General features: G+C 72.2%; 19 protein-coding genes. 6 read left to right on the top strand and 13 right to left on the bottom strand.

Annotation, left to right across the window (positions count from 1 at the left end; genetic code table 11):
* Window positions 1-30: 30 nt before the first annotated feature.
* From ACLJQF_RS46245 to ACLJQF_RS46210, 8 genes are all read right to left on the bottom strand, one after another.
* Window positions 31-750, bottom strand: coding sequence for an MgtC/SapB family protein (locus ACLJQF_RS46245; protein WP_410616824.1), 720 nt, complete (start codon window positions 748-750; stop codon window positions 31-33).
* 207 nt (window positions 751-957) lie between these two features.
* Window positions 958-2,556 carry an alpha/beta hydrolase gene (locus ACLJQF_RS46240; protein ID WP_410616823.1) on the bottom strand — a complete coding sequence of 533 codons (1,599 nt, stop codon included), beginning with the start codon at window positions 2,554-2,556 and terminating at the stop codon, window positions 958-960.
* Between the two features lie 141 nt (window positions 2,557-2,697).
* Complete coding sequence (locus ACLJQF_RS46235) at window positions 2,698-3,120, bottom strand: nitroreductase family deazaflavin-dependent oxidoreductase (protein WP_410616896.1); 423 nt, start codon at window positions 3,118-3,120, stop codon at window positions 2,698-2,700.
* Between the two features lie 46 nt (window positions 3,121-3,166).
* Complete coding sequence (egtD, locus tag ACLJQF_RS46230; protein ID WP_410616822.1) at window positions 3,167-4,144, bottom strand: L-histidine N(alpha)-methyltransferase; 978 nt, start codon at window positions 4,142-4,144, stop codon at window positions 3,167-3,169.
* Complete coding sequence (gene egtC, locus ACLJQF_RS46225; protein ID WP_410616820.1) at window positions 4,141-4,896, bottom strand: ergothioneine biosynthesis protein EgtC; 756 nt, start codon at window positions 4,894-4,896, stop codon at window positions 4,141-4,143. The genes egtD and egtC overlap by 4 nt, the downstream gene beginning before the upstream one ends.
* A gap of 4 nt (window positions 4,897-4,900) precedes the next feature.
* Window positions 4,901-6,283, bottom strand: a complete 1,383-nt coding sequence (egtB, locus tag ACLJQF_RS46220; RefSeq protein WP_410616819.1) for an ergothioneine biosynthesis protein EgtB — start codon at window positions 6,281-6,283, stop codon at window positions 4,901-4,903.
* On the bottom strand, window positions 6,280-7,542 hold the full coding sequence (locus tag ACLJQF_RS46215; protein WP_410616895.1) for a glutamate-cysteine ligase family protein: 1,263 nt from the start codon (window positions 7,540-7,542) through the stop codon (window positions 6,280-6,282). The genes egtB and ACLJQF_RS46215 overlap by 4 nt, the downstream gene beginning before the upstream one ends.
* 132 nt (window positions 7,543-7,674) lie before the next feature.
* Window positions 7,675-8,601 (bottom strand): LysR substrate-binding domain-containing protein, encoded by a 927-nt coding sequence (locus tag ACLJQF_RS46210; RefSeq protein ID WP_410616818.1) that lies wholly within the window; start codon window positions 8,599-8,601, stop codon window positions 7,675-7,677.
* Between the two features lie 119 nt (window positions 8,602-8,720).
* Between ACLJQF_RS46210 and ACLJQF_RS46205 the strand changes: the two genes are divergently transcribed.
* Window positions 8,721-9,914, top strand: a complete 1,194-nt coding sequence (locus tag ACLJQF_RS46205) for a Glu/Leu/Phe/Val dehydrogenase dimerization domain-containing protein (protein ID WP_410616817.1) — start codon at window positions 8,721-8,723, stop codon at window positions 9,912-9,914.
* Here ACLJQF_RS46205 and pip read toward each other — a convergent pair.
* The 5 genes from pip to ACLJQF_RS46180 all read right to left on the bottom strand — a co-directional run bounded on the left by pip (window position 9,904) and on the right by ACLJQF_RS46180 (window position 14,104).
* Complete coding sequence (pip, locus tag ACLJQF_RS46200) at window positions 9,904-10,851, bottom strand: prolyl aminopeptidase (RefSeq protein WP_410616816.1); 948 nt, start codon at window positions 10,849-10,851, stop codon at window positions 9,904-9,906. The two genes, ACLJQF_RS46205 and pip, sit on opposite strands and share 11 nt — an antisense overlap.
* 79 nt (window positions 10,852-10,930) lie before the next feature.
* A complete protein-coding gene (locus ACLJQF_RS46195) occupies window positions 10,931-11,659 on the bottom strand; it encodes an ESX secretion-associated protein EspG (RefSeq protein ID WP_410616815.1) in 729 nt (242 codons plus the stop codon).
* Between the two features lie 25 nt (window positions 11,660-11,684).
* A complete protein-coding gene (locus ACLJQF_RS46190; protein ID WP_410616813.1) occupies window positions 11,685-13,055 on the bottom strand; it encodes a hypothetical protein in 1,371 nt (456 codons plus the stop codon).
* A 3-nt stretch (window positions 13,056-13,058) separates the two neighbouring features.
* The gene (locus ACLJQF_RS46185) at window positions 13,059-13,697 is read right to left on the bottom strand and encodes a DUF3558 domain-containing protein (RefSeq protein WP_410616811.1); all 639 of its coding nucleotides are present in this window, start codon (window positions 13,695-13,697) and stop codon (window positions 13,059-13,061) included.
* A gap of 11 nt (window positions 13,698-13,708) precedes the next feature.
* Entirely contained in the window at window positions 13,709-14,104 is a 396-nt protein-coding gene (locus ACLJQF_RS46180; RefSeq protein ID WP_410616809.1) for a hypothetical protein, read from the bottom strand.
* 183 nt (window positions 14,105-14,287) lie between these two features.
* Between ACLJQF_RS46180 and ACLJQF_RS46175 the strand changes: the two genes are divergently transcribed.
* From ACLJQF_RS46175 to ACLJQF_RS46155, 5 genes are all read left to right on the top strand, one after another.
* Window positions 14,288-14,869, top strand: a complete 582-nt coding sequence (locus ACLJQF_RS46175; protein ID WP_103352903.1) for a TetR/AcrR family transcriptional regulator — start codon at window positions 14,288-14,290, stop codon at window positions 14,867-14,869.
* A gap of 210 nt (window positions 14,870-15,079) precedes the next feature.
* Window positions 15,080-16,417, top strand: a complete 1,338-nt coding sequence (locus ACLJQF_RS46170) for a hemolysin family protein (RefSeq protein WP_410616807.1) — start codon at window positions 15,080-15,082, stop codon at window positions 16,415-16,417.
* The gene (locus ACLJQF_RS46165) at window positions 16,414-17,457 is read left to right on the top strand and encodes a hemolysin family protein (protein ID WP_410616805.1); all 1,044 of its coding nucleotides are present in this window, start codon (window positions 16,414-16,416) and stop codon (window positions 17,455-17,457) included. Before ACLJQF_RS46170 ends, ACLJQF_RS46165 begins: the two co-directional genes overlap by 4 nt.
* Entirely contained in the window at window positions 17,454-18,335 is an 882-nt protein-coding gene (locus tag ACLJQF_RS46160; protein WP_410616804.1) for a 3-methyladenine DNA glycosylase, read from the top strand. Before ACLJQF_RS46165 ends, ACLJQF_RS46160 begins: the two co-directional genes overlap by 4 nt.
* A gap of 116 nt (window positions 18,336-18,451) precedes the next feature.
* Window positions 18,452-20,161, top strand: a complete 1,710-nt coding sequence (locus ACLJQF_RS46155; RefSeq protein WP_410616803.1) for a hypothetical protein — start codon at window positions 18,452-18,454, stop codon at window positions 20,159-20,161.
* Window positions 20,162-20,328 lie beyond the last annotated feature (167 nt).

Genomic DNA, 20,328 nt, shown 5'->3' with positions numbered 1-20,328 from the left:
CCCGCTCGGTTGAGCGGGGAGGCCTTCTCGCTACGCGGGCACCGCCTCCCAGCGGACGCTGGACACCGAAGGCTCGAGCGAAAGCCGCGACACCGCCGCCTCCATCTGGGCGTCGTCGCGCTGGTCGCCGACCAGCTCCGCCCGTACCTCCACCGTGCGGTCCTCGCGGTCGGTGCTCAGCACCGAGAGCAGCCGGAAGTCCGTGCGGGTCAAGGACTGCACGAGCAACGCCCGCACGTGGGCTTCCGTCGAGTCGCGCGTGACGGCCTGGAACGCGTACCGGGTCGGCGTCTCGTCGCCCGCGTCGGGCCGGCGGTCGACGACCCGGCCGAGGGGGCGCAGCACCACGTTCACCCCGACCACGACGGCGGTCCCGGCCGCCGCGATCGCGTACAGGCCCGCCCCGGCGAGGGCGCCCACCGCGGCCGAGCACCACAACGTCGCGGCCGTGTTGAGGCCGCGGACGTTGAGGCCATCGCGCATGATGACCCCGGCGCCGAGGAACCCGATGCCCGAGACGATCTGGGCCGCCACCCGGGTCGGGTCGGCGTCGCCGCTCGCCGCCAGCCCGCCGAAGCCGTGGGCCGACAGCAGCACGAACAGTGTCGCGCCGACCGCGACGAGGGCGTTGGTGCGCAGCCCGGCCATTCGGGCGCGGAACTGGCGCTCGACCCCGATGACGGCGCCCAGGCCGACGCCGGCGCCCACGCGCAGCAGCATTTCGGCAGCATCATTTCGAAAAATGGTCATGATCCGGCTCTTTTCCGGCGTGCGCGCACTGCCGGACAGGGGGCGGTGCGGACTCAGCCCCGCCGGAAACCTCCGGTGAGCGCGTGCCCGGCCGTCCGTGGACTGTCCGCTGGCATGTGCCGCTCACCTCGCTTCCCGTGTTCGTCGATGATCAACGTCGCCAGGGTAGCCGGTCCCGCGGCCCGGGGAAGGGCCGCGGGACCGGGTTCACACTCCGAAGGGCTGGACGTTCGGCTGGAACACCTGCCCGTTCGCCGGCACCTTCAGGTCGGTCAGGTAGTCGGCCACGGCCTGGTCGACGCCGAGGGCGTCACCCAGGATGCAGTGGCCGAACGCGTCGACCGAGAGTAGTCGCGCGTTGCCGAGTTCGGCCGCCATCCGCTGGGCGAACTTGTACTGCGTCGCCGGGTCGTAGTAGTTGCCGACCACGACCACCGGGACGTCGGTCTTGGCGCGCCACGGGCCGCGGTAGGCGTCCGGCTTCTTCGCCGGCCACACCGGGCAGGCGGCCGTGTCCGAGAACGCCTGCGACCGGCCGAAGGTCCGCGACTCGCGCTCCCACTTCGCGGCGATGTCCGGCGCCTGCTCCTGCCTGATCCGGAACGGCTTGTCCGCGCAGTTGACGGCGAAGTACGAGTCGTCGCTGGTGTACGGGCTGTCCGGCCTCAGGTCGGCCAGGCCCCGATGACCGATGGCGGGCGCCTTCAGCGGCCGCGGCTGCGGGGCCTGCGCCTGCGCGGACGGGTGGATCGCGGTGTAGCGCGCCTGCAGGAATTCGGCCAGGCCGCCGAACGCCCCCGGGCTGTAGAGGAAGCTCCCCACGGTGCCGGTGAACATGCTGATGTCGAGCGGGCCGGCGCCGGGGATGGTGATCGGCTGCTTGCGCAGGTATTCCCGCAGCTCGTCGAACTTCGCCCGCGGGTCGCCGTCGCTGAACGCACACTTCGCGCCCACCTGGTCGCAGCGCTTCAGGAACGCGTCCAGCGCGATTTCGAAGCCCTGCGCGCGCTCGCGGTCGTACTGCACGCCGTCGCTGGTGCGCAGCGCCGGGTCGACGTTGCCGTCGATCACGATCGCCCGCGACTGCTTCGGGAACATCGATGTGTACGTCGAGCCGATCAGCGTCCCGTAGGAGAAGCCGACGTAGGTCAGCTTCCGGTCGCCGACCGCCGCGCGCAGCGTGTCGAGGTCGCGCACGACGTCCTTGGTGGACATGTGGTTCAGCAGCGAACCGGCGTTGTTCTTGCAGAACCGGCCGTAGTCGCGGTAGCCGGCCAGGGTGCCCGAGATTTCGGCGCGCGACAGCGGCACACCGACCACGGAACCGAAGACCTCGTCCGCGTCCTCCTGGGTGGTGAAGCAGCGCAGCGGGTTGCTGGCGCCGACCCCGCGCGGGTCGAAGCCGATGAGGTCGAAGCGGTCGAGGACCTGCGGCCGGAAGATCGCCTGGCCGGCGATCGGCATGGTCAAGCCCGGGCCACCGGGACCGCCCGGGTTGAGGAACAGCGACCCGACGCGCTTGTCGGGCGTGCGGGCGGCGCGCTTGAGCAGCGCGATGTCGATGGTCCCCAGCGAAGCGTTGTCGTGGTCGATCGGCACGCGGTAGCGCGCGCAGCTGTAGAACGGGACCTGGTCCGCGGGCACGCCGGCGAGGACGTCGCTCGCGCAGGTACCCCAGGCGACGGCCGGGGTCGCGCCGACGACGGCGGGCTTGATCGCGGCGTCCTCGGCCGCGGCGGCGGTCCCGGCCGGCCCGGCCAGTCCCACGCCGGCCACGAGCGCCCCCACCAGTGCGAACGACCGCATCCGGCCTTGTGCAGATCTCGGCAAGACGTCCCTCCCTAGGTCACGCGCTCCGCCGCGCGGTCACGACGTCACGGCGCGTTACCCGGGTGAGACTGGCACAAACCGGTGAATCCCGGCACCGGCCGAACGGATGGTCGGAACCTATCGGGCCACCCGCGTCAGGAGGAAAACCGGCAACGGCCGGGCGGCCTCGCGCTGCTCCATCGCATACCCCGGCCAGAAGGCGAGCAACTCGGCCCACATCCGCTCGTACTCCTCGCCGTGCAGCTCCCGCGCGACGACGTCGACCGGCTTTCCGGCCAGCGCGACCTGGCACTTCGGGTTCGTGCGCAGGTTGAGCGCCCACGCCGGGTCGTGCGGACGGCCCCAGTTCGACGCCGTCAGCACGAAGTCGCCGCCGCGCGGGTGGTAGAGCAGGTTGGTACTGCGGGGCAGCCCGCTCTTGCGGCCCGTCGTGGTGAGCCGCAGCGACGGCAGCCCGGCGAGCGCCACGAGGCTCACCCGGCCGCCGAACGCCTTGTGCAGTTTCTGGTCCGCCCAGACGACGAACCGGGCTGTGCGCATCAGCCAGGGTTTCGTGCCGGCGGCCCGGGCCAGTGCCCGGAGAGGATTAGCCACGCACGGATTTTGCCAGGCTCACCCCGAACCGCTGCTGGGAGTCGGTCCACCAGTGCTCGAGGGCGAAGCCGGCCGCGGCCAGCTCGGCCTCGACGCCGCCCGGCCGGAACTTGGCCGAGATCTCCGTCCGGATGTGCTCGCCCGCGGCGAAGGTCACCGTGAGGTCCGCGCCCGGGATCTCGACGGTCAGGTCCCGGCGGGCCCGCAGGCGCATCTCGATCCACTCGTTGTCCGCGTCCCAGTGCGAGACGTGCTCGAACTCGTCGGGGTCGAAGTTCGCGCCGAGCCGGGCGTTGATCACCCGCAGCACGTTCTTGTCGAACTCGGCCGTGACACCGGCGGCGTCGTCGTAGGCGCGTTCGAGGATGGCCGCGTCCTTGACCAGGTCGGTGCCGAGCAGCAGCCACTCCCCCTCGTCGAGGACGTCCCGGACCGAACGCAGGAAGGCCGCGCGTTCGGGGGGCAGGAAGTTGCCGATCGTGCCGCCGAGGAAGGCCACGACCCGCGGCTGGCCGTCCGGCAGCAGGGCGAGGTGCTGGGTGAAGTCGCCGACGACACCCCGGACGGCGAGGTCCGGGTAGTCCTTCGAGATCGCCTCGGCGGCCTCGGCGAGCGCGGATTCGGACACATCCAGGGGGACGAACGCCTCCAGGGTGCCGTGCGCGGTGAGCGCGTCGAGCAGCAGCCGGGTCTTCTCGCTCGACCCCGAGCCGAGCTCGACGAGCGTGTGCGCGCCGGTCAGCTCCGCGACGTCGCCGGCGTGCGCGGCCAGCACCTCGCGCTCGCTGCGGGTCGGGTAGTACTCCGGCAACTGGGTGATCTTCTCGAACAGCTCGCTGCCGTCGGCGTCGTAGAACCACTTGGGCGGCAGCCACTTCTGCGCCGCGGTCAGCCCGGCGACGACGTCGGCGCGCAGTTCCGCGGTGACGGCGTCGCCGGAGCGGTGGTGGTCGAGATCGACTTCGGTCATCGAGACTCCTGGGTGAGGGGAAGCAGGTCGACGCCGGCCGCGGTGGCGCGCACGGCGTGGTGGTCGGGGACGGGCCGCCAGCGCGGGTCCCCGTCGAGGGGTTCGGACGCAAGCCACACGCCGGCCGGGGTCTCCAGCACGGACAGCGCGTGCGTCCAGGTCGTGCCGATCAGCGTTGCGCCGTCGGTGAGCAGGAAGTTGAGCCGGGAGCCGGGCGCGGCCGCTTCGACGGCGAGGGTCAGTTCCGCCACCGCCGTCAGCGGGTCCTCCCCCGTGGCGAGCCGGGCGCGCAGCAACGCCCAGAGCACCACCGAGTCCGTCGGCGCTTCCAGCGTCAGCAGTTCGGTGACCGGCAGGGTCTTGGCCAGTTCGGCCAGCGAGTCCGGGTAGCCACCGGCGACGCCGTTGTGGCTGAACAGCCAGGGCCCGGCGGTGAACGGCGCCGCGGCCGCCTCGGTCACCGGCAGGCCGGTGGTGCCGTTGCGGACCGCGGCGACGAACGCGCTCGCGGTCACCGCCGCCGCCAGCGGCGGCAGCGTCTCGTCCGTCCACAGTGGAGTGGACCGGCGGTGGCGCAGCGGTGGCGAGCCCGGGCCGGGGTACCAGCCCAGCCCGAACCCGTCGGCGTTGACCGAGCCGCCGCCGCGCATGTCCGCCGGCGCGTAGGACTGCACCAGCAGGGAATGCGGGGCGCGGAAAAGCGCCTCGGCGGGCGGGACCGGCTCGCCGAGGTAGCCGATGTGACGGCACATGCGCCTATCCCACCTCGCCGGGTGCGGCGTCGCGGGCGGTGCGGAAGCCGGCGAAGATCTGGCGCCGGACCGGGTAGTCCCAGTTGCGGAACGTGCCCCGGATCGCGGCCGAGTCGGTGCCGAACGAGCCACCGCGCAGCACCTTGTGCTCCGGCCCGAAGAACACCTCCGAGTACTCCCGGTACGGGAAGGGCGCGAAGCCGGGGTAGCCGTGGAAGTCCGTGCTCGTCCACTCCCAGACGTCGCCGATCAGCTGGTGCACGCCGGTCGGCGACGCGCCCGCCGGATACGCCCCCACCGGCGCCGGGCGCAGGTGCCGCTGGCCGAGGTTGGCGTGCTCGGCGGCCGGTTCGTCGTCGCCCCACGGGAACCGGCGCGACCGGCCGGTCGCCGGGTCGAACCGCGCCGCCTTCTCCCACTCCGCCTCGGTCGGCAGCCGCCGCCCGGCCCAGGCCGCGTAGGCCTCGGCCTCGTGGTAGGAGACGTGCACGACCGGCTCGCCGGCCGGCATCCGCTCGTACACCCCGAACCGGGTGCGCCACCAGCCGTCCTGCTCGCGCTTCCAGAACCGCGGCGCGGTGATGCCGTTGTCCTGCCGGTAGGCCCAGCCGGCCGGGCTCCACCACCGCTCGTCGTCGTAGCCGCCGCCGTCGAGGAATTCGACGTAGGCGCCGCACGTCACCGGCACGGTGTCCATCCAGAACGCGTCGACGGCGATCTCGTGCGCCGGGCGCTCGTTGTCCAGGGCCCACGGCTCGGCCGACGTGCCCATCGTGAAGGCACCGCCCGGCACCAGCACCTCGGCCGGCAGCGTGCCGGAGCGCGCGGGCGGCGGCTCGGGCGCGTGCAGCACCGGGTCGCCCCTGCGGAGCTGGTGGGTGGCCAGCATCGTCTCGTCGTGCTGCTGCTCGTGCTGGGTGATCATGCCGAACGCGAACGCCTGCTCGGTCAGCCTGCTGCCCTGCAGCGGCACGCGTTCGAGCACGTCGAACGCCTTCTCGCGGACCTGCTTGACGTACGCGCGCGCCTCGGCCGGGCCGAGCAGCGGCAGCTCCGGCCGGTCGGCGCGGGCGTGCTGGAACGCGTCGTAGATGTCATCGATTTCCGGGCGCAGCGGTTCCCGGCCGCCGACGTCGCGGACCAGCCACAGCTCCTCCTGGACACCGATGTGCGCCAGGTCCCAGACCAGCGGCGACATCAGCTTCGAATGCTGGCGGACCAGGTCCTCGTCGTCCACGGCGTCGGTCAGCGCGACGCTGCGCGCCCGCGCCCGGGTCAGCGCTTCGGCCGCCCGGGCACGCAGGTCCTGCGCGCTCAGGTCACCCAGCGCTTTTTCGCGCACTGTCTTTTCACCCAGTGCCGCTTCACCCAGTGCTTCCGTGCTCATGCTTCGTTCCCCGATCGGTACGCGCGCCCCTGCACGCTCTCGCTGATCTCGCTGATCGACTCCTCCGCCAGCCCGGTCGCGCCCAGCTCGGCACAGCCGAGGTCGGCCAGGACCGCCGCGACGGCCGCCAGCTCCGGGTCGGCCAGGCCGCGCCGCGCCGCCGTGGTCCACCGGCCGGCGACCGGCGCGCAGATCTCGCGCACCTTGTCGACGGTGGCCGGGCGGGCGAGCAGCGCGGACACCAGGGCCACCGGGGCCAGCCACTCGTCCGGCGGTTGCGCGTCGAGGTACCGGATCTCCAGGTACCCCTGCGGGCGGACCGGCGTGAACATGGTCGTGAGGTGGTAGTCGAGGTCCTCGACGGTGGGCCGCGGCAGCAGCGCCGCCGCGCCCCGGCCGTCGATCCAGTCGGCGAACGTCAGCCCCTCGGGCGCGTCCCACGGCCGGTCGCCGCGGGGCAGCACCATCAGGGGGACGTCCATCAGGCGCCCGGCCCACGCTCCGGCCGGGTCGTCGCCCGCCACGGTGGCCGTACGCGTGCGCACCGCTTCCGTGTCGTGCACCGCCAGCCAGCGGGCCGAGGCGTGCCCGGTATCGCGTCCGGCGTGGACGCGGGAATTGGCGAAGAGGGCGAGCAGCGGCGGGCCCATCGCGTGCGCGGCCGCCCACCGCGCGGCGTAGTGCTCGGGCTCCCCCGCGTCGACGCAGACCTGCAGGCCCGCGGTGCTGCACATCATCGTGAGGCCGCCGGGACCGATCGGCGTGAACCGGCGCTCCATGGCCGCGTACCGCGGGGTGTGGAGCAGCCGGCGGGGCGCTCGGTGGGCGTCGATGCCCGTTTCGCCCAGCACGAGGTCGTGCCGGGTGAGGCGGTCGCGCAGGTGGTGGAGGTCGGCCGTGACGACTGCGTCGAGCTCACGCAGCGAGGCCTGGGGAAGAGCGGAAATCTCGACCTGGCACCCGGGTTCGAGGCTCATGGGCGAGCCGGCCGGGAGCGGGGCGGCGGGACTGTCGGGGCGGAGCGTCCGCGGGGTGTGCGGGCCCAGCGCCGCGGCGAGGACGTCGGGATCGAGGGGTCTGGCCGGGTCGTCGGCATGGTGCACGGTGAACTCCAGCTCCACGCCGGTCAGGCGGGGTGGCCCGTGCTTGAAACACACCGATGCGACGTACGCCTCGCCGGCCGCGCGGTCCGCCAGGACCCGCGCGGTCCGGTTGGACGCACTACCCGACTTCTCGGGGAAATCGTGCACCGCTTGCATGTCCATTCCTGTTCCCTGTGGATAGGTCTGTTGGGGAACTTCTCGCCTTCGGACGCTACACGCGGGGTACGACAAATTCAGGGCGGATCTTGCGCACCGGGAGGTGTTCACCACTCTGTAAGAAGCCCCTGATCAGGGCAAAGCGGGTTCGGTGCCGAGCCCGAGCTCGGCCGCGGAAGCCCGCACGGCGTCGATCACCAGGTGCAGCGCGGGCCGCCGGGGCGCGGTGCGCCGGTAGGCGATCGACACCGTGCGCAGCAGCGGCGTCGTGAGCGTGACGACGTCGATCCCGGGTGGCCGCAGCAGGCGCAGGCCGAGGTCCGACACGAGGGTGATGCCCAGCCCGGCGCCCACCATCGCCATCGCCGTCGACTGCTCTTCGACCTCGTGGTTGATCTTCGGCGCGAAGCCGTGGCGCTGGCAGGCCGTGCGCATCGCGCGGCCGAAGTGCGACTTCGGGCTGGCCAGGATCCACGGGTGCTCGGCGAGGTCGTGCAGGGACGCCGCCCCGGACGGCACGGCGCCCCTGGGCACCGCCGCGTGCAGCCGTTCGACGGCCACGACGGCCCGCTCCAGCCCGGCGTCCCAGGAGGTCGGCGCGTCGGAGTACTCGATCACGAACGACAGGTCGAGGGTGCCGTCGCGGACCGCCTCGGCGGTGTCTTCCGGCGCCAGTTCGCGGGTCCGGACCTCGATGCCGGGATGCTCGCCGGCGAGCGCCGTCAGAGCGGTCGGCAACAGCCCCGAAGCCACCGACGCCCACACCCCGGCGGTGAGCCGGACCGTGCGGGCCTCCTGGGCCTCCTCCAAGGCGAGCGTCGCCCGCTCGACCGAGCCGAGGATCTCTTCGGCGTGCTCGGTGAGCAGGGTGCCGAGCTCGGTCAGCTGGACGCGCCGGCCGAGCCGTTCGAACAGCTTCGCGCCCACGTCCCGTTCGAGCTGCGCGAGCTGCTGCGACACCGCCGAAGCGGTGTAGTGCAATGCCGCGGCCGCCGCCGTCACCGTGCCCCGGCGGTGCAGCTCGCGCAGCATCCGCAAGCGGTGCAACGAAAGCTCCATACACAAAACCTAAACGAGATCGTGCAGGAGCGTTAAATGGACGGGCGGGCCACCGGGGGCGCACGCTCGTGATGGCGGTCACGAGGCCGCCCCGGACTTCCCTGGAGGTGAGTGGCCTGATGACCCCCGCCGAGCCGCTGATGCGACTGACCTGGACCGATCCCATCACCGGCGCGCACGGCTACCTGGTCGTGCACAGCCTCGTCTCCGGCGTCGCCACCGGCGGCACCCGGATGCGGGCCGGCTGCACGATGACCGAGGTCGAGGACCTCGCCCGGGGCATGGCCACCAAGACCGCGACCTTCAACCTTCCGGTCGGCGGGGCCAAGGGCGGCATCGACTTCGACCCGAAGGACCCGCGCGCGTTCGACGTGCTGAAGCGCTTCTGCGCGTTCCTGCGGCCGTGGCTCGACGCACACTGGGTGACCGCGGAGGACCTGGGCGTGCCGCAGCACCTGATCGACTCGGTGTTCGCCGAGCTCGGGCTGGAGCAGTCCTACCACGCGGCGATCCGCCGTTCGGCCGATCCGGCGCGCACCCTGCGCCGGGTGCAGGCGGGCCTCACCGCGCCGGTCCCCGGCGGGCTGCTGCTCGGCGACGTCGTCGGCGGCTACGGCGTGGCGCAGGCGTGCCTGGGCATCGCGGCGGCGTGGGACTGGGACGTGCACGAGACGACGGTGGCGATCCAGGGCATCGGCACCATGGGCGGCGGCGCGGCCTGGTACCTGCACGAGGCGGGGGTCAAGGTGGTCGCGGTGGCCGACGCCGCGGGCACGCTGTACGACCCCACCGGCCTCGACGTCCCGGCACTGCTGGACCTGCGCGACCGCTTCGGCGAGGTGGACCGGTCCCGGCTGCCCGCCGGGGTCCGTTCGCTGCCGCGCGAGACGATCGTCGGGATCGACGCGGACATCTTCGTGCCGGCCGCGATCTCCTACGCGCTGCGGCCGGACAACGAGAGCGTGGTGAAGGCCAAGGTGGTCGTCGAAGCGGCCAACGCGGCGACGACGCCGGAAGCGGAGGCGGCGCTGTCGGCCCGCGGGGTCGCGGTGGTGCCCGACTTCGTCGCCAACGCGGGCGCGGCGGCCTGGGCGTGGTGGCTGCTGCTGGGCGAGGTCGGCGCGGATCCGGCGGACTCGTTCCTGCGGCTGCGCACCGAAATGCAGGCGAAGATCGCGCTGCTGCTGGCGGAGTGGAACATGGACCGGCTCCCCCTGCGCGTCACCGGGCTGCGGCTGGCCGAGGCCAACCGCGCCGGGCGCGCCGAAGCCGCGCTCACCCCGGAAGGCGAGCCGGCGCTGCTCATCCCCTGAGCGCGAACCGGTCGGTCGCGCCGATCAGGACGTCCTGCATCGGGGCGTCCTGCGTGGAGTGCCCGACGTTGTCGAGCATGACCAGTTCACTGCCCGGCCATCCGTGGTGCAGCAGCCAGGGCGTGCCGACGATGTTGCTCGTGTCGAGCACGCCCTGGGCCAGCACGGCGGGGATCCCGGCGAGCTTGCCGAGGGTGCGCAGGATTTCGCCGTCGGGCAGGAAGGCCCGGTTGGCGAAGTAGTGCGTGACCAGCCGGGCGAAGCAGAGCCGGTAGGCCGGGTCCTCGAAGGACTTGTACGCGGGCACGCCCGGGAGCATCGCGTCTTCCCAGGCACACCAGTCGCCGGCCGCCTTGTGGTGGACCGCCGGGTCGGGATCCATCAGCAGCCGGTGGTAGGCGGCGGACAGGTCGCCGTCCCGTTCGCCCTCCGGCACGCCCTGGCGGAACTTCTCGAAGGCCTCCGGGAAGTACGCCCCGAGCCCGCGGATGAGCATCTCGATTTCGATGAACCGGTCGGTCGCGAGACCCATCAGGACCAGCTCGCTGACCCGCTCGGTGTGGCGCAGGGCGTAGGTCAGGCTGAGCACCGAGCCCCAGGAACCGCCGAAAAGCAGCCATTTCTCGATGCCGAGCCGGGCGCGGAGGAGTTCGAAGTCCGCCACCAGGTGGTCGGTGGTGTTGGCGGAGAGGTCGGCGACCGGGGCGCCGGCGTGCGGGGTGCTGCGCCCGCAGCCTCGCTGGTCGGCCAGGACGATCCGGTAGCGTTCCGGGTCGAAGTACCGGCGCAGGTTCGTCGAGCAGCCGGTGCCGGGGCCGCCGTGCACGACGAGCGCGGGTTTGCCGTCGGGGTTTCCGCAGGTCTCCCAGTGGATCTCGTGCCCGTCGCCGACGTCGAGCAGGCCGTGGTCGTACGGTTCGATCTCGGGATACAGCATCAGCGCGTCCTTCCACCGGAGATGCAACAGCGCTGTCACGTTAGCGGCGCACGCTCCCCCGCGCACGGTCTTTTCCGGTTCAGCCGAGCGTGCCGGCCAGCTCGGCGAGCGTGTCGGCCAGCTCTTGCGGGCCGGCCGGGCCGATGTGGATGACGGCGTCGTCGCCCGAGCCGGAGGTGTAGCTGAGGTAGCGGCCCCAGTCGGTGTCGGCGTAGTGCAGCGGCTGCTGCAGGCAGGTGTGCCGGCCGACGTCGTCACGCCGGCCGGCGTAGAGCTCCCCGCTGCCCGAGACCGGCCGCTGCACGAGGCTGACGACGTCGGCGACGGCCGGGTCCAGCGGGTAGGCGGCCTGCCCGCGGCGGGCTGCCTCGGTCAGGTCGGCGACCCGGACGGTGCGCGGCCGCCCACCACCCGCCCCGACCGGGGGCAACTGCTCGACGAGGGATTCGGCCAGCCGGTTCCGGTCGATCTCCTGCACGCCGACGTGCGTCCCGTCGGAGACGGCCAGGACGGCCTGCAGCCCCTTGGCGGCGGCGAGCACGCCGTAGGTCCGGCCGCCGGCGCCGACCCAGCCGTAGCACTCCCGTGCGGGGCTGACCAGCAGCGGAAGCCAGTCGAGGAAGTCGACGGTGGCCCGCCCGCGGGCATCGATCAGCCCGGCCTCGGCGAGCGCGACGTCGACCCGCTTGCCGGCTTCCTCGCGCTCTTCGTCCGAGAGCCACAGCGGCTCCGGACGCAGGGTGAGGTGCAACTGGCCGACCTGTTCCCGGTCGGCCAGCGCCGCCAGTGCCTCGACCGGAACGTCCACCCGGCCTGGTGCCACGCCCACCCGCCTACTCGCCGATCACCGGCGGACTGGTCCGCTGGTCGATGCCGAAGATCGCGTCCGGATCCGCTTCGATCAGGTAGTCCGGCCGCTGGTGCTCATCGTCTTCATCGCCTTCACCGCGGCGGCCCCCGGGCCCCATCGGCCCCATCTGCCCCGACCTCGAACCGGCGGCCCGCGCGGCCGCGGCCTCCGCGGCGGCGGCGTTGCCGAGGCTGCCCATGCCGGAACCGCGGCCGCCGCCGAGCCCGCGTTCACCCGCTGCTCCACTGCCACTGCCCGCTCCGGCGCCACTGCCGGCACCGGTGCCGCTGCCGGCGCCGCCTCGGCCCGTCGGGTCGAGGAGCCGGCCGCCGGCGTTGCCGCTGTTCGGGCCGCGTCCGGAGTAGGGATCGTTGGGGTTCGGGGAGTTCTGGCCGTAGTTCTGGCCGCCGCCGGTGACGGTGGGATAGAAGTCGATCCCCCCGGTGTTCGGCGGCGTCTTGCCGGGCTGGTCGGCCGGCCGGCCGGGCCTGGTCGGCACGGTGGGGCGGCCGGAGCCGGTGGTGTGGGTGTCGTCGCCGGGCCGGTCGGTCCCGCCGGGGCGGTCGGTCCCACCCGGCCGATCGGTCCCACCCGGCCGATCGGTCCCACCCGGCCGATCGGTCCCACCCGGCCGATCGGTCCCGCCGGGGCGATCGGTCCCGCCGGGCTGGTCGGGTCCGCCGGTGCGGGAGGGATCGACGCTGGTGGTGGAGGTGTGGTCGGCGCTGCCCGGGTCACCGCCGGGGTGCTCCGGCAGCCACCTGCTCCGGTCGGTCGGCTCGATGATCCGGCCGGGGCCCTCCGGGGTGTTCACGGCGATGGCGGCGCCGTCGGCCTCGAGGACGCCGTATTCAGTGGGGATGGCCGCCCTCGTGCCACTGGTGACGTTGCTGTACTGGTCCATGACGCGAACGTTGGTTTCGTTCGCGGCGTTGTACCGCGTCATGCCCTCTTGGTAGTTGTCGATGTCGTCCTTGGCCATGAACGGGCCGGCAATCGGGATGGCGGCCTTCAGGCCGGTGGTCCAGGGGTTCGGCTTGTCCGGCTTCGGCGGGACTTCGACGACGGCATTGCTGGAGGAGTCGAAGACAGCGGTCTGGGTGTCGACGGAAACCTTGGTCACGTCGAGCGGCATAGCCGTGTCCCGGAAGGCCTGTTCAAGCGGGCCCGCCCCGGCGTTCGCCGCATCGGCGGCGTCGCCGGTCCACGAGTTCACCATGCGCGTTTGGAGCGCCTTGATGCTCGCGCCGCGCTCCATATAGGCATCCGACAGCTGCTGAACCGTCTCGGCCATCTGGGTCAGACCGGTCGTGTCGCCCTGTCTGAAGTTGTCGTAGATCTGCTTGCCGTCCACTCGTCATGCCCCCTTGAGTGTCTTGACCACACCGGCGGCCGCCTGGGCCGCCGCCGCACACGAATCGTCCTGGCCCTGGTACCCCTGGGCCTGGATGCTGAAGGAAAGATCGTCCGCGATGCCGACGACGAGGCCACAGGTGCCCATCGAACGCTCGTCTTGAACGTCGAAGTAGATGGCCGGATAGCCCTCGACATCCGGAGCACGTTCGAGGAACCGGGCGATCGTCCCGCTGCGGTACGCGGCATAGCTGCCCGCCAGCCCGCCGGCACCCCGTTCACGGTTCCCGGTACCGAGGATCACCTGGAGACCGACGCCTTCACCCTTGATCCGCCACGAGCAGGACGGTCCTGCCGCGGTCAGCGGCGTGTTGCCCGCGGGGTGATATACGCCGGCGTCGGTGTACCGCATGGACGTGAGCAGGTCCGTGGATACCAGCTTGCAGGGGTCCGAGACGTATTTGGTCGCATCGAGCGGCGGCTGGGTCACCTTGGGGACCTCCGGATCCGCCGACAGCGCGCCCGTCGACGCCGAGGCGCTCGGTGCGGGGGACGCGGTGCCCCCGGTCGTCGGGCTACAGGCAGCCGCGAGCCCCCCGGAGACGATCACGGACAGGACAAGGACGCAGATTTTGCTTCGCACGAGGTTGTCGCCTATGCCTTGAGGGAGTCCGACATGCTCTGGTCGGTGCCCTGGACCGCTTCCCGAGCCTTCTTGAGCTTCTTGATGTACTCCTGCGCGTATTTGCGCATGGAATCGTTCTGGCGCTGCAGTGCGGCGATCGAGTCGCCACTCGTCGACGCGAAGCTGCCACTGGCCGCATCCTGTCCCGGCGCCAGCGATCCGAAGTAGGCCAGGTTCTTGATCTTGTCCCCGTCCTCGGCGATCTTGTCGACCAGGTCTTCCCACTGGCCGATCACCGTCGACAGCTCCTCGGGGTCCATCTGGAACCGGCCGCCCTTGCCACCGCCGCCGTAGACGCGGCCCGGCGTACCGAGGACGTCTCCCCACAGGGCCTGCGCCGCCGCTCCGGCCTCGCCGATGATCACGCCGCACCTTCCCCTCAGCTCACCCACCGTGATGGGGCAAACCTTAGCCAACCGTCTCACTTCGTGTCAGCGAATCGCCGCAACGTTCAGACGGCCGGGCGGGGAGAACGGTTCCCCGCACTCCGGGTCACAGTACGTACGTACGGATTGCGAGATCCCGGTCCGCGGTGCCAGGATTTCAGGATGCCACGCGTAAGCCAGGATCACCTCGACGCACGCCGGCGCCAGATCCTCGACGGCTCGCGTGTCTGCTTCGCGCGCTACGGCTACGAAGGTGCCACAGTCCGGCGCCTGGAGGAAGCCACCGGCCTCTCGCGGGGGGCCATCTTCCACCACTTCCGCGACAAGGAGTCGCTCTTCCTCGCCCTCGCCGAGGACGACGCCCTCCGGATGGCCGACGTCGTCGCCGAACAGGGCCTCGTCCAGGTGATGCGGGACCTGCTGGCCGGCGGCGACCACCCCGCCGACTGGCTCGGCACGCGGCTCGAAGTGTCCCGGCGGCTGCGGACCGACCCGGAATTCCGGGCGCGGTGGGCCGAACGGTCCGAGCAGCTCACCACCGCCACCCGGCTGCGCCTGCTGCGTCAGCGCGAGGCCGGGAACCTGCGGGACGACGTCGACGTCGACGTCCTCACCGCGTTCCTCGAGCTCGTCCTCGAAGGACTCGTCTCGCACCTGGCCATGGGCCTGCCCGCCGCCGGCCTGGGGCCGGTGCTCGACCTCGTCGAGGAAACCGTGCGGCGGCACCGGCCGGGGACCGCCTGATCCGCAGATGAGCGCTCCGACACACCGGGCACGCCAGCGAACCCGGGCCGGGACACGTTAAGCTTGTCCGCATATCCGCAGTACACGCCGATTTATTGCTAGGAGTGACCGTTTCGTGCGCGCAGCGCAGTCACCCGGTGACAGTACCGGGCCGGGTGACCGACCCGGCTGTCCGATAGGTTCATCCCCCGCCGCCGAGGCGGGTGCGAAATGATCCAGATCCTCTTCGCCGTCTTCGGCGTCCTCCTCTTCGTGCTGCTCACGGTCGGTACCGGGCTCGCCGTCGCGGCCGAGTTCTCGCTGACCGCGCTCGAGCGCAGCACCGTCGAGGCCAACGTCCGCCAGGTCGGCGACCGCCGCGCGCTGACCGTCCAGAAGGCGCACCGGACGCTGTCCTTCCAGCTCTCCGGCGCCCAGGTCGCGATCACCCTGACCACGCTGATCACCGGGTACCTGGCCGAGCCGCTGATCGGCGAGCTCGTCCGGCCGCTGCTGACCGGCCTCGGGCTCCCGACCGGGTTCGCGGGGGGCGCGTCGATCGTGATCGCCCTGGTCCTGGCGACGTCGCTGTCGATGATCCTCGGGGAGATGGTGCCGAAGAACCTGGCGATCGCCCGGCCGCTGCCGACCGCACGCGCGGTCGCCGGCTACCACTCGCGGTTCTCCTCGCTCTTCCGCTGGCTCATCACGCTGATGAACAACAGCGCGAACTTCCTCGTGCGCAAGTTCGGCGTCGAGCCGCAGGAAGAGCTGCGGTCCGCGCGCTCGCCCCAGGAACTGGGCTCGATCGTGCGGTCCAGCGCCGAAAGCGGCACGCTCGACACGTCCACCGCCGAGCTGCTCGACCGCTCGCTGCGGTTCGGCGAGCGCACCGCGGAAGAGCTGATGACCCCGCGGGTGCAGCTCGAATCCCTCGCGATCGACGACACTGTGGAAGACCTCATCGAGATCTCCCGCCGCACCGGGTTCTCGCGATTCCCGGTGCACGACGAGGACCTCGACGACGTCCGCGGTGCCGTGCACGTCAAGCAAGCCTTTGCGGTGCCTGCCGCGGATCGGGCCGCCGTGCCGATCGGCTCGGTGATGCGGCCGGTGCCGACCGTGCCGGAGTCCCTGCCCGGCGACGACCTGCTGCTGCGCCTGCGCGACTCGCGTTTCCAGCTGGCCATCGTCGTCGACGAGTACGGCGGCACGGCCGGGCTGGTGACCCTGGAGGACGTCGTCGAGGAGATCATCGGCGACGTCCGCGACGAGCACGACGAACGCGAAGCACCCGCGTCGCAGCAGGTCGGCGCGGACAGCTGGCTGGTCTCCGGGCAGCTGCGCGCCGACGAGGTCACCGGCGTCACCGGGTTCCGGATGCCGGACGGTGACTACGAGACCATCGCCGGGCTGATCCTCGAGCGGCTGGGCAAGATTCCCGCCGAGGGCGACGCCACCGAGGTCGACGGCTGGCTGCTCACGGTGACCACGATGGACAAGCGCCGGATCGCCGAGGTCGAAGTCGCCCCGGTCCGCGCGGCCGCGGAAGTGGAGGTGGCCTCGTGAACGACTGGCTGAACATCGCCCTCGTCGCGGTCCTGCTGCTGGCCAACGCCTTCTTCGTGGGCGCGGAGTTCACCCTGATCTCCTCGCGGCGCGACAGGCTCGAAGCGCTGCTGGAACAGGGCAAGACGCGCGCGAAGATCGTCATCAACGCGAGCAAGCACGTGTCGCTGATGCTCGCCGGCGCGCAGCTGGGCATCACCATCTGCTCGCTGCTGCTCGGGCGCCTCGGCGAGCCCGCCATCGCGCACCGGCTGTCGGCGGCGTTCGACGCGGTGGGTCTGCCCGAGGCGCTGCTGCACCCCATCTCGTTCGCCATCGCGCTGGCCTTCATCACCGTGGCGCACGTGCTGATCGGCGAGATGGTGCCGAAGAACCTCGCCATCGCCGAGCCCGAACGGCTCGCGCTGTGGCTGGTGCCGGCGCACGTCGCCTGGGTGAAGCTGGTCAACCCGTTCATCTGGCTGCTGAACTCGGTGGCCAACTCGCTGCTGCGCGCGTTCCACGTCGAGCCGAAGGACGAGCTGGAGACGGCCTACACCTCCGACGAGCTGGCCGAGCTGCTCAGCGAGTCCCGCCGCGAGGGCCTGCTCGACCAGTCCGAGCACCAGCGGCTCGCCCAGACGCTCTCGTCGGTGCAGAAGACCGTCGCCGACGTGCTGGTGCCCACCGCCGAGCTGACCACGCTCCCCTGCGGGCCGACCGTCGGCGACGTCGAGCGGGCGGTGTCGTCCACCGGGTTCTCGCGGTTCCCGGTGTGCACCGACGACGGGCGCTTGACCGGCTACATCCACGTCAAGGACATCCTCGACCTGGCCGGGCAGGACCCGGGCACGACCGTGCCCGACTCGAAGACGCGCGCGTTGACCGAACTGCGCGCCGACGCCCGGCTCGACGAGGCCCTTTCGGCGATGCGCAAGGAACGCAGCCACCTCGCGCGGGCGCTGGACGCGGCCGGGAACGCCGTCGGCGTCGTCGCGCTGGAAGACCTGGTCGAGGAGTACGTGGGCACGGTGCGCGACGGCACCCACGTGGGCGCATGACCGCCGTCGAGGTGCTCGCCGAGCCGGACTGGCTGGCCCGGGAGGCGGAGCACGTCTCGCGGATGCGCCGGTGGACCGGCCCACACCAGGAGCGGCGCTCGCGCGGCGAGAAGCACCCGGTGCTGGACTTCCTGTTCACGTACTACTCGTACCGGCCATCCCACCTCGAGCGGTGGCAGCCCGGGCCCGGCGTCGCGCTCGCCGGGCCCGCGGCGCGGCGCTTCCTGGACCGCAAGGGCTACGTCGAAACGCCGGACGGCGTGGTGCTGGATCCCGCCGGCTTCGGCGCGGGCAAGGTGCGGACGGCCGAGTTCGTCCTCGGCCTGCTGACCGCGACGGCGTCCCGCGCGCCCCGGCTGAGCTGCTTCGGCCTGCACGAATGGGCGATGGTGTACCGGGAGCCGGCGGATTCGGTGCGGCACGACCAGGTACCGCTGCGGCTGGGCTCGGCGGGCACCGACGCGGTCGTCGAGTCACTGGACATCCGCTGCGGGCACTTCGACGCGTACCGCTTCTTCACGGCGCCCGCGCGGCCGTTGAACGAGCTGACGCCGTCGAGGGAGACGCAGATCGCACTCGAGCAGCCGGGGTGCCTGCACGCGAACATGGATTTGTTCAAGTGGGCGTACAAGCTCGACCCGTTCGTGCCCGCGGAGCTCGTGGCGGACTGTTTCGAGCTGGCGGTCGAGATCCGGACGCTGGACATGCGGGCGAGTCCGTACGACCTGGCGGAGCTGGGCTACCCGCCGGTGCGGATCGAGACCGCCGCGGGCCGGGCCGGGTACGCCAGGGCCCAAGGGGAGTTCGCCCGCCGGGCGGCGCCGCTGCGTCATCGCCTGATTGCGCATTGCCATCGCCTGGTCAGCGCAGCACCCTGAGAACAGCCCACTGTGAGTCAGATTATTCTCTCTCCGATACTCACCTGTTAGGGTGATAACGGTTTGATTGCATAGCAGCGCGTGCTTGGCATGCGCTCACCCCGAAAGGATGACGGATGGGGCGACACTACCGGGACGAGGAGCCGGTGCCGCACCCTGAGGACCGCACGCCGCAAGTCCCCGCCGAGGGACGCAGCGAGACTTCCGGCGCCTTCCGCACCCCGGGACGCAGCTCCATCTCCGACGCCTTCGGCATCGCCGGCCGCGGTGCCGCCGCGCGCACGCCGGGCGAGTCGTCCGGTTCGGCGTTCTTCACGGAAGGGGCGGAGGCGCCCGGCTTCCCACCCGAGAACGGCCCGGCGCAGCCGGTCACCCGGCGGGGCGAAGCTTCGGGGTCGTACCCGGCCGCGGGCGCTCGCCGTGGTGAGGCTTCGGGCTCGTACCCGGTTCCGGGCAGAGCCGAGTCCACCGTGACCCACGCCCCCCGCCGCGGCGAAGCTTCCGGCTCGTACCCGGTCGCCGGCCGCGAGTCCACCGTGACGCACGCGCCTCGCCGCGGTGAGGCCTCCGGGGCCTACCCGGCCACGAGCAGCAGCGAAATCACCACGACCCTCTCCACCCGCCGCGGTGACGCCACCGGCGAAACCACCGCCACCCGCGCCTCCCGCCGCGGTGAAGCCTCCGGCGCCCACCCGGCCGGCACCGGCGAAACCACCGCCGCGCTTCGCCGCGACGCCACCGGCGCCCACCCGGCCGCCGGCCGCGCCGAGACGGGCGCCTTCGCCACCACCGACACCACCAGGCGCTCCCGTCGCAAGGCCGGCCCGGCACCGGACCGCACCGAAGCGCCCACCTCCGGCAGGCCCACCCGAGCCGCCCGCCGAGCCGAAGCTTCCGGCGCCCACCCCACCGCCAACCTCGCCACCCCGGCCGAATCGGCCGCCCCCCGCTCGCGCCGCAAGGGCGGCAAAGCCCCCGCCGAATCCGCGGCCGAGCGGACCGAGGTCATCACCCGGCAGGACGACGACGTCACCGCCCGCGGCGAAACGGCACGCACCCTCGACCGCACCGGGGACACCGGCACCCGGGCCGCGGTCCGCGGCGAGCGCGGCGACCCCACCGGCCCGCAGCGCGACGGCCGCGGCGACAGCACCGGGCCGGACCGGACCCCTCGCGGCGAAGGCACCGGTTCGCACCGCGTCGTCGCCAAGAGCGACGCCACCGGTTCGCACCGCATCGTCGGGAAGAAGGCGCCCCGCCGCCGGATCGCCGGCTGGCCGATCGCCTGCCTCGTGCTCGCCATCCTGATCGGGCTCGGCGTCGTCGGCTGGAACTGGGCCGACAACGAGCTGAACAGTCGCGCCGAGGCGCAGGCCGCCAGCTGCGACGGCGGTACCTCGCACATGCGGGTCGTCGTCACGCCGAGCGTGCAGAAGCCGGTCGCCGCCGCGGCCGACCGGTGGAACCAGGCCGCCACCGTCGTCCACGGGCAGTGCGTGCACATCATGATCGAAGCCAAGCCGTCGGCGCAGGTGCTCGACGCGCTGGTCGGGCGAGCCAAGATCGACTCCATCGGCGGGCTCCCGGCCGCGTGGCTGCCCGAATCGTCGTACTGGGTCAGCGAGCTCACCACCAAGAAGCCCGAGATGATCGGCTCGCCCGCCCAGTCGGTGGCGAACGCGCGCTCGGCGGACTACCCGTTCATCGGGCTCGCCGGCCCGGGCATCGACGACACCGCGCTGCGCGCCGCCCAGACGTTCCGCGAGTACCTGGAGCAGCCCGCCCAGCAGGCCGACTTCGCCGCGGCGGGCATCAAGGCCGCCTAGCGTCGCGCGTGGCGAGGTTCGTCGCCAGGCGCGGCGGCGAGTGCGGAGGTCTTGAATGACTCATTCAGGACCTGCGAGGTCCTGGCTCGTAAATCGAGGTGACTGTGGGCGCGCGGTAGCGCCCCCGGCGTAGCGCAGCGGAGCCGGGGCCCGGGGTGAAGGGGTTA

The organism is Amycolatopsis sp. lyj-109 (genome assembly GCF_046548995.1).
Taxonomy (GTDB): Bacteria; Actinomycetota; Actinomycetes; order Mycobacteriales; family Pseudonocardiaceae; genus Amycolatopsis.
This window is presented reverse-complemented; position numbering and strand designations above follow the sequence as displayed.

What these genes read in the sequence shown, in the direction of transcription:
- pip (WP_410616816.1), bottom strand. Translation starts at nt 10,851, where the DNA reads ATGCTGTATCCCGAGATCGAACCGTACGACCACGGCCTGCTCGACGTC.
- egtD (WP_410616822.1), bottom strand. Translation starts at nt 4,144, where the DNA reads ATGACCGAAGTCGATCTCGACCACCACCGCTCCGGCGACGCCGTCACC.
- ACLJQF_RS46215 (WP_410616895.1), bottom strand. Translation starts at nt 7,542, where the DNA reads ATGCAAGCGGTGCACGATTTCCCCGAGAAGTCGGGTAGTGCGTCCAAC.
- egtB (WP_410616819.1), bottom strand. Translation starts at nt 6,283, where the DNA reads ATGAGCACGGAAGCACTGGGTGAAGCGGCACTGGGTGAAAAGACAGTG.
- ACLJQF_RS46245 (WP_410616824.1), bottom strand. Translation starts at nt 750, where the DNA reads ATGACCATTTTTCGAAATGATGCTGCCGAAATGCTGCTGCGCGTGGGC.
- ACLJQF_RS46155 (WP_410616803.1), top strand. Translation starts at nt 18,452, where the DNA reads ATGGGGCGACACTACCGGGACGAGGAGCCGGTGCCGCACCCTGAGGAC.
- ACLJQF_RS46170 (WP_410616807.1), top strand. Translation starts at nt 15,080, where the DNA reads ATGATCCAGATCCTCTTCGCCGTCTTCGGCGTCCTCCTCTTCGTGCTG.
- ACLJQF_RS46240 (WP_410616823.1), bottom strand. Translation starts at nt 2,556, where the DNA reads ATGCGGTCGTTCGCACTGGTGGGGGCGCTCGTGGCCGGCGTGGGACTG.
- ACLJQF_RS46210 (WP_410616818.1), bottom strand. Translation starts at nt 8,601, where the DNA reads ATGGAGCTTTCGTTGCACCGCTTGCGGATGCTGCGCGAGCTGCACCGC.
- ACLJQF_RS46175 (WP_103352903.1), top strand. Translation starts at nt 14,288, where the DNA reads ATGCCACGCGTAAGCCAGGATCACCTCGACGCACGCCGGCGCCAGATC.
- ACLJQF_RS46160 (WP_410616804.1), top strand. Translation starts at nt 17,454, where the DNA reads ATGACCGCCGTCGAGGTGCTCGCCGAGCCGGACTGGCTGGCCCGGGAG.
- egtC (WP_410616820.1), bottom strand. Translation starts at nt 4,896, where the DNA reads ATGTGCCGTCACATCGGCTACCTCGGCGAGCCGGTCCCGCCCGCCGAG.
- ACLJQF_RS46205 (WP_410616817.1), top strand. Translation starts at nt 8,721, where the DNA reads ATGACCCCCGCCGAGCCGCTGATGCGACTGACCTGGACCGATCCCATC.
- ACLJQF_RS46235 (WP_410616896.1), bottom strand. Translation starts at nt 3,120, where the DNA reads ATGCGCACAGCCCGGTTCGTCGTCTGGGCGGACCAGAAACTGCACAAG.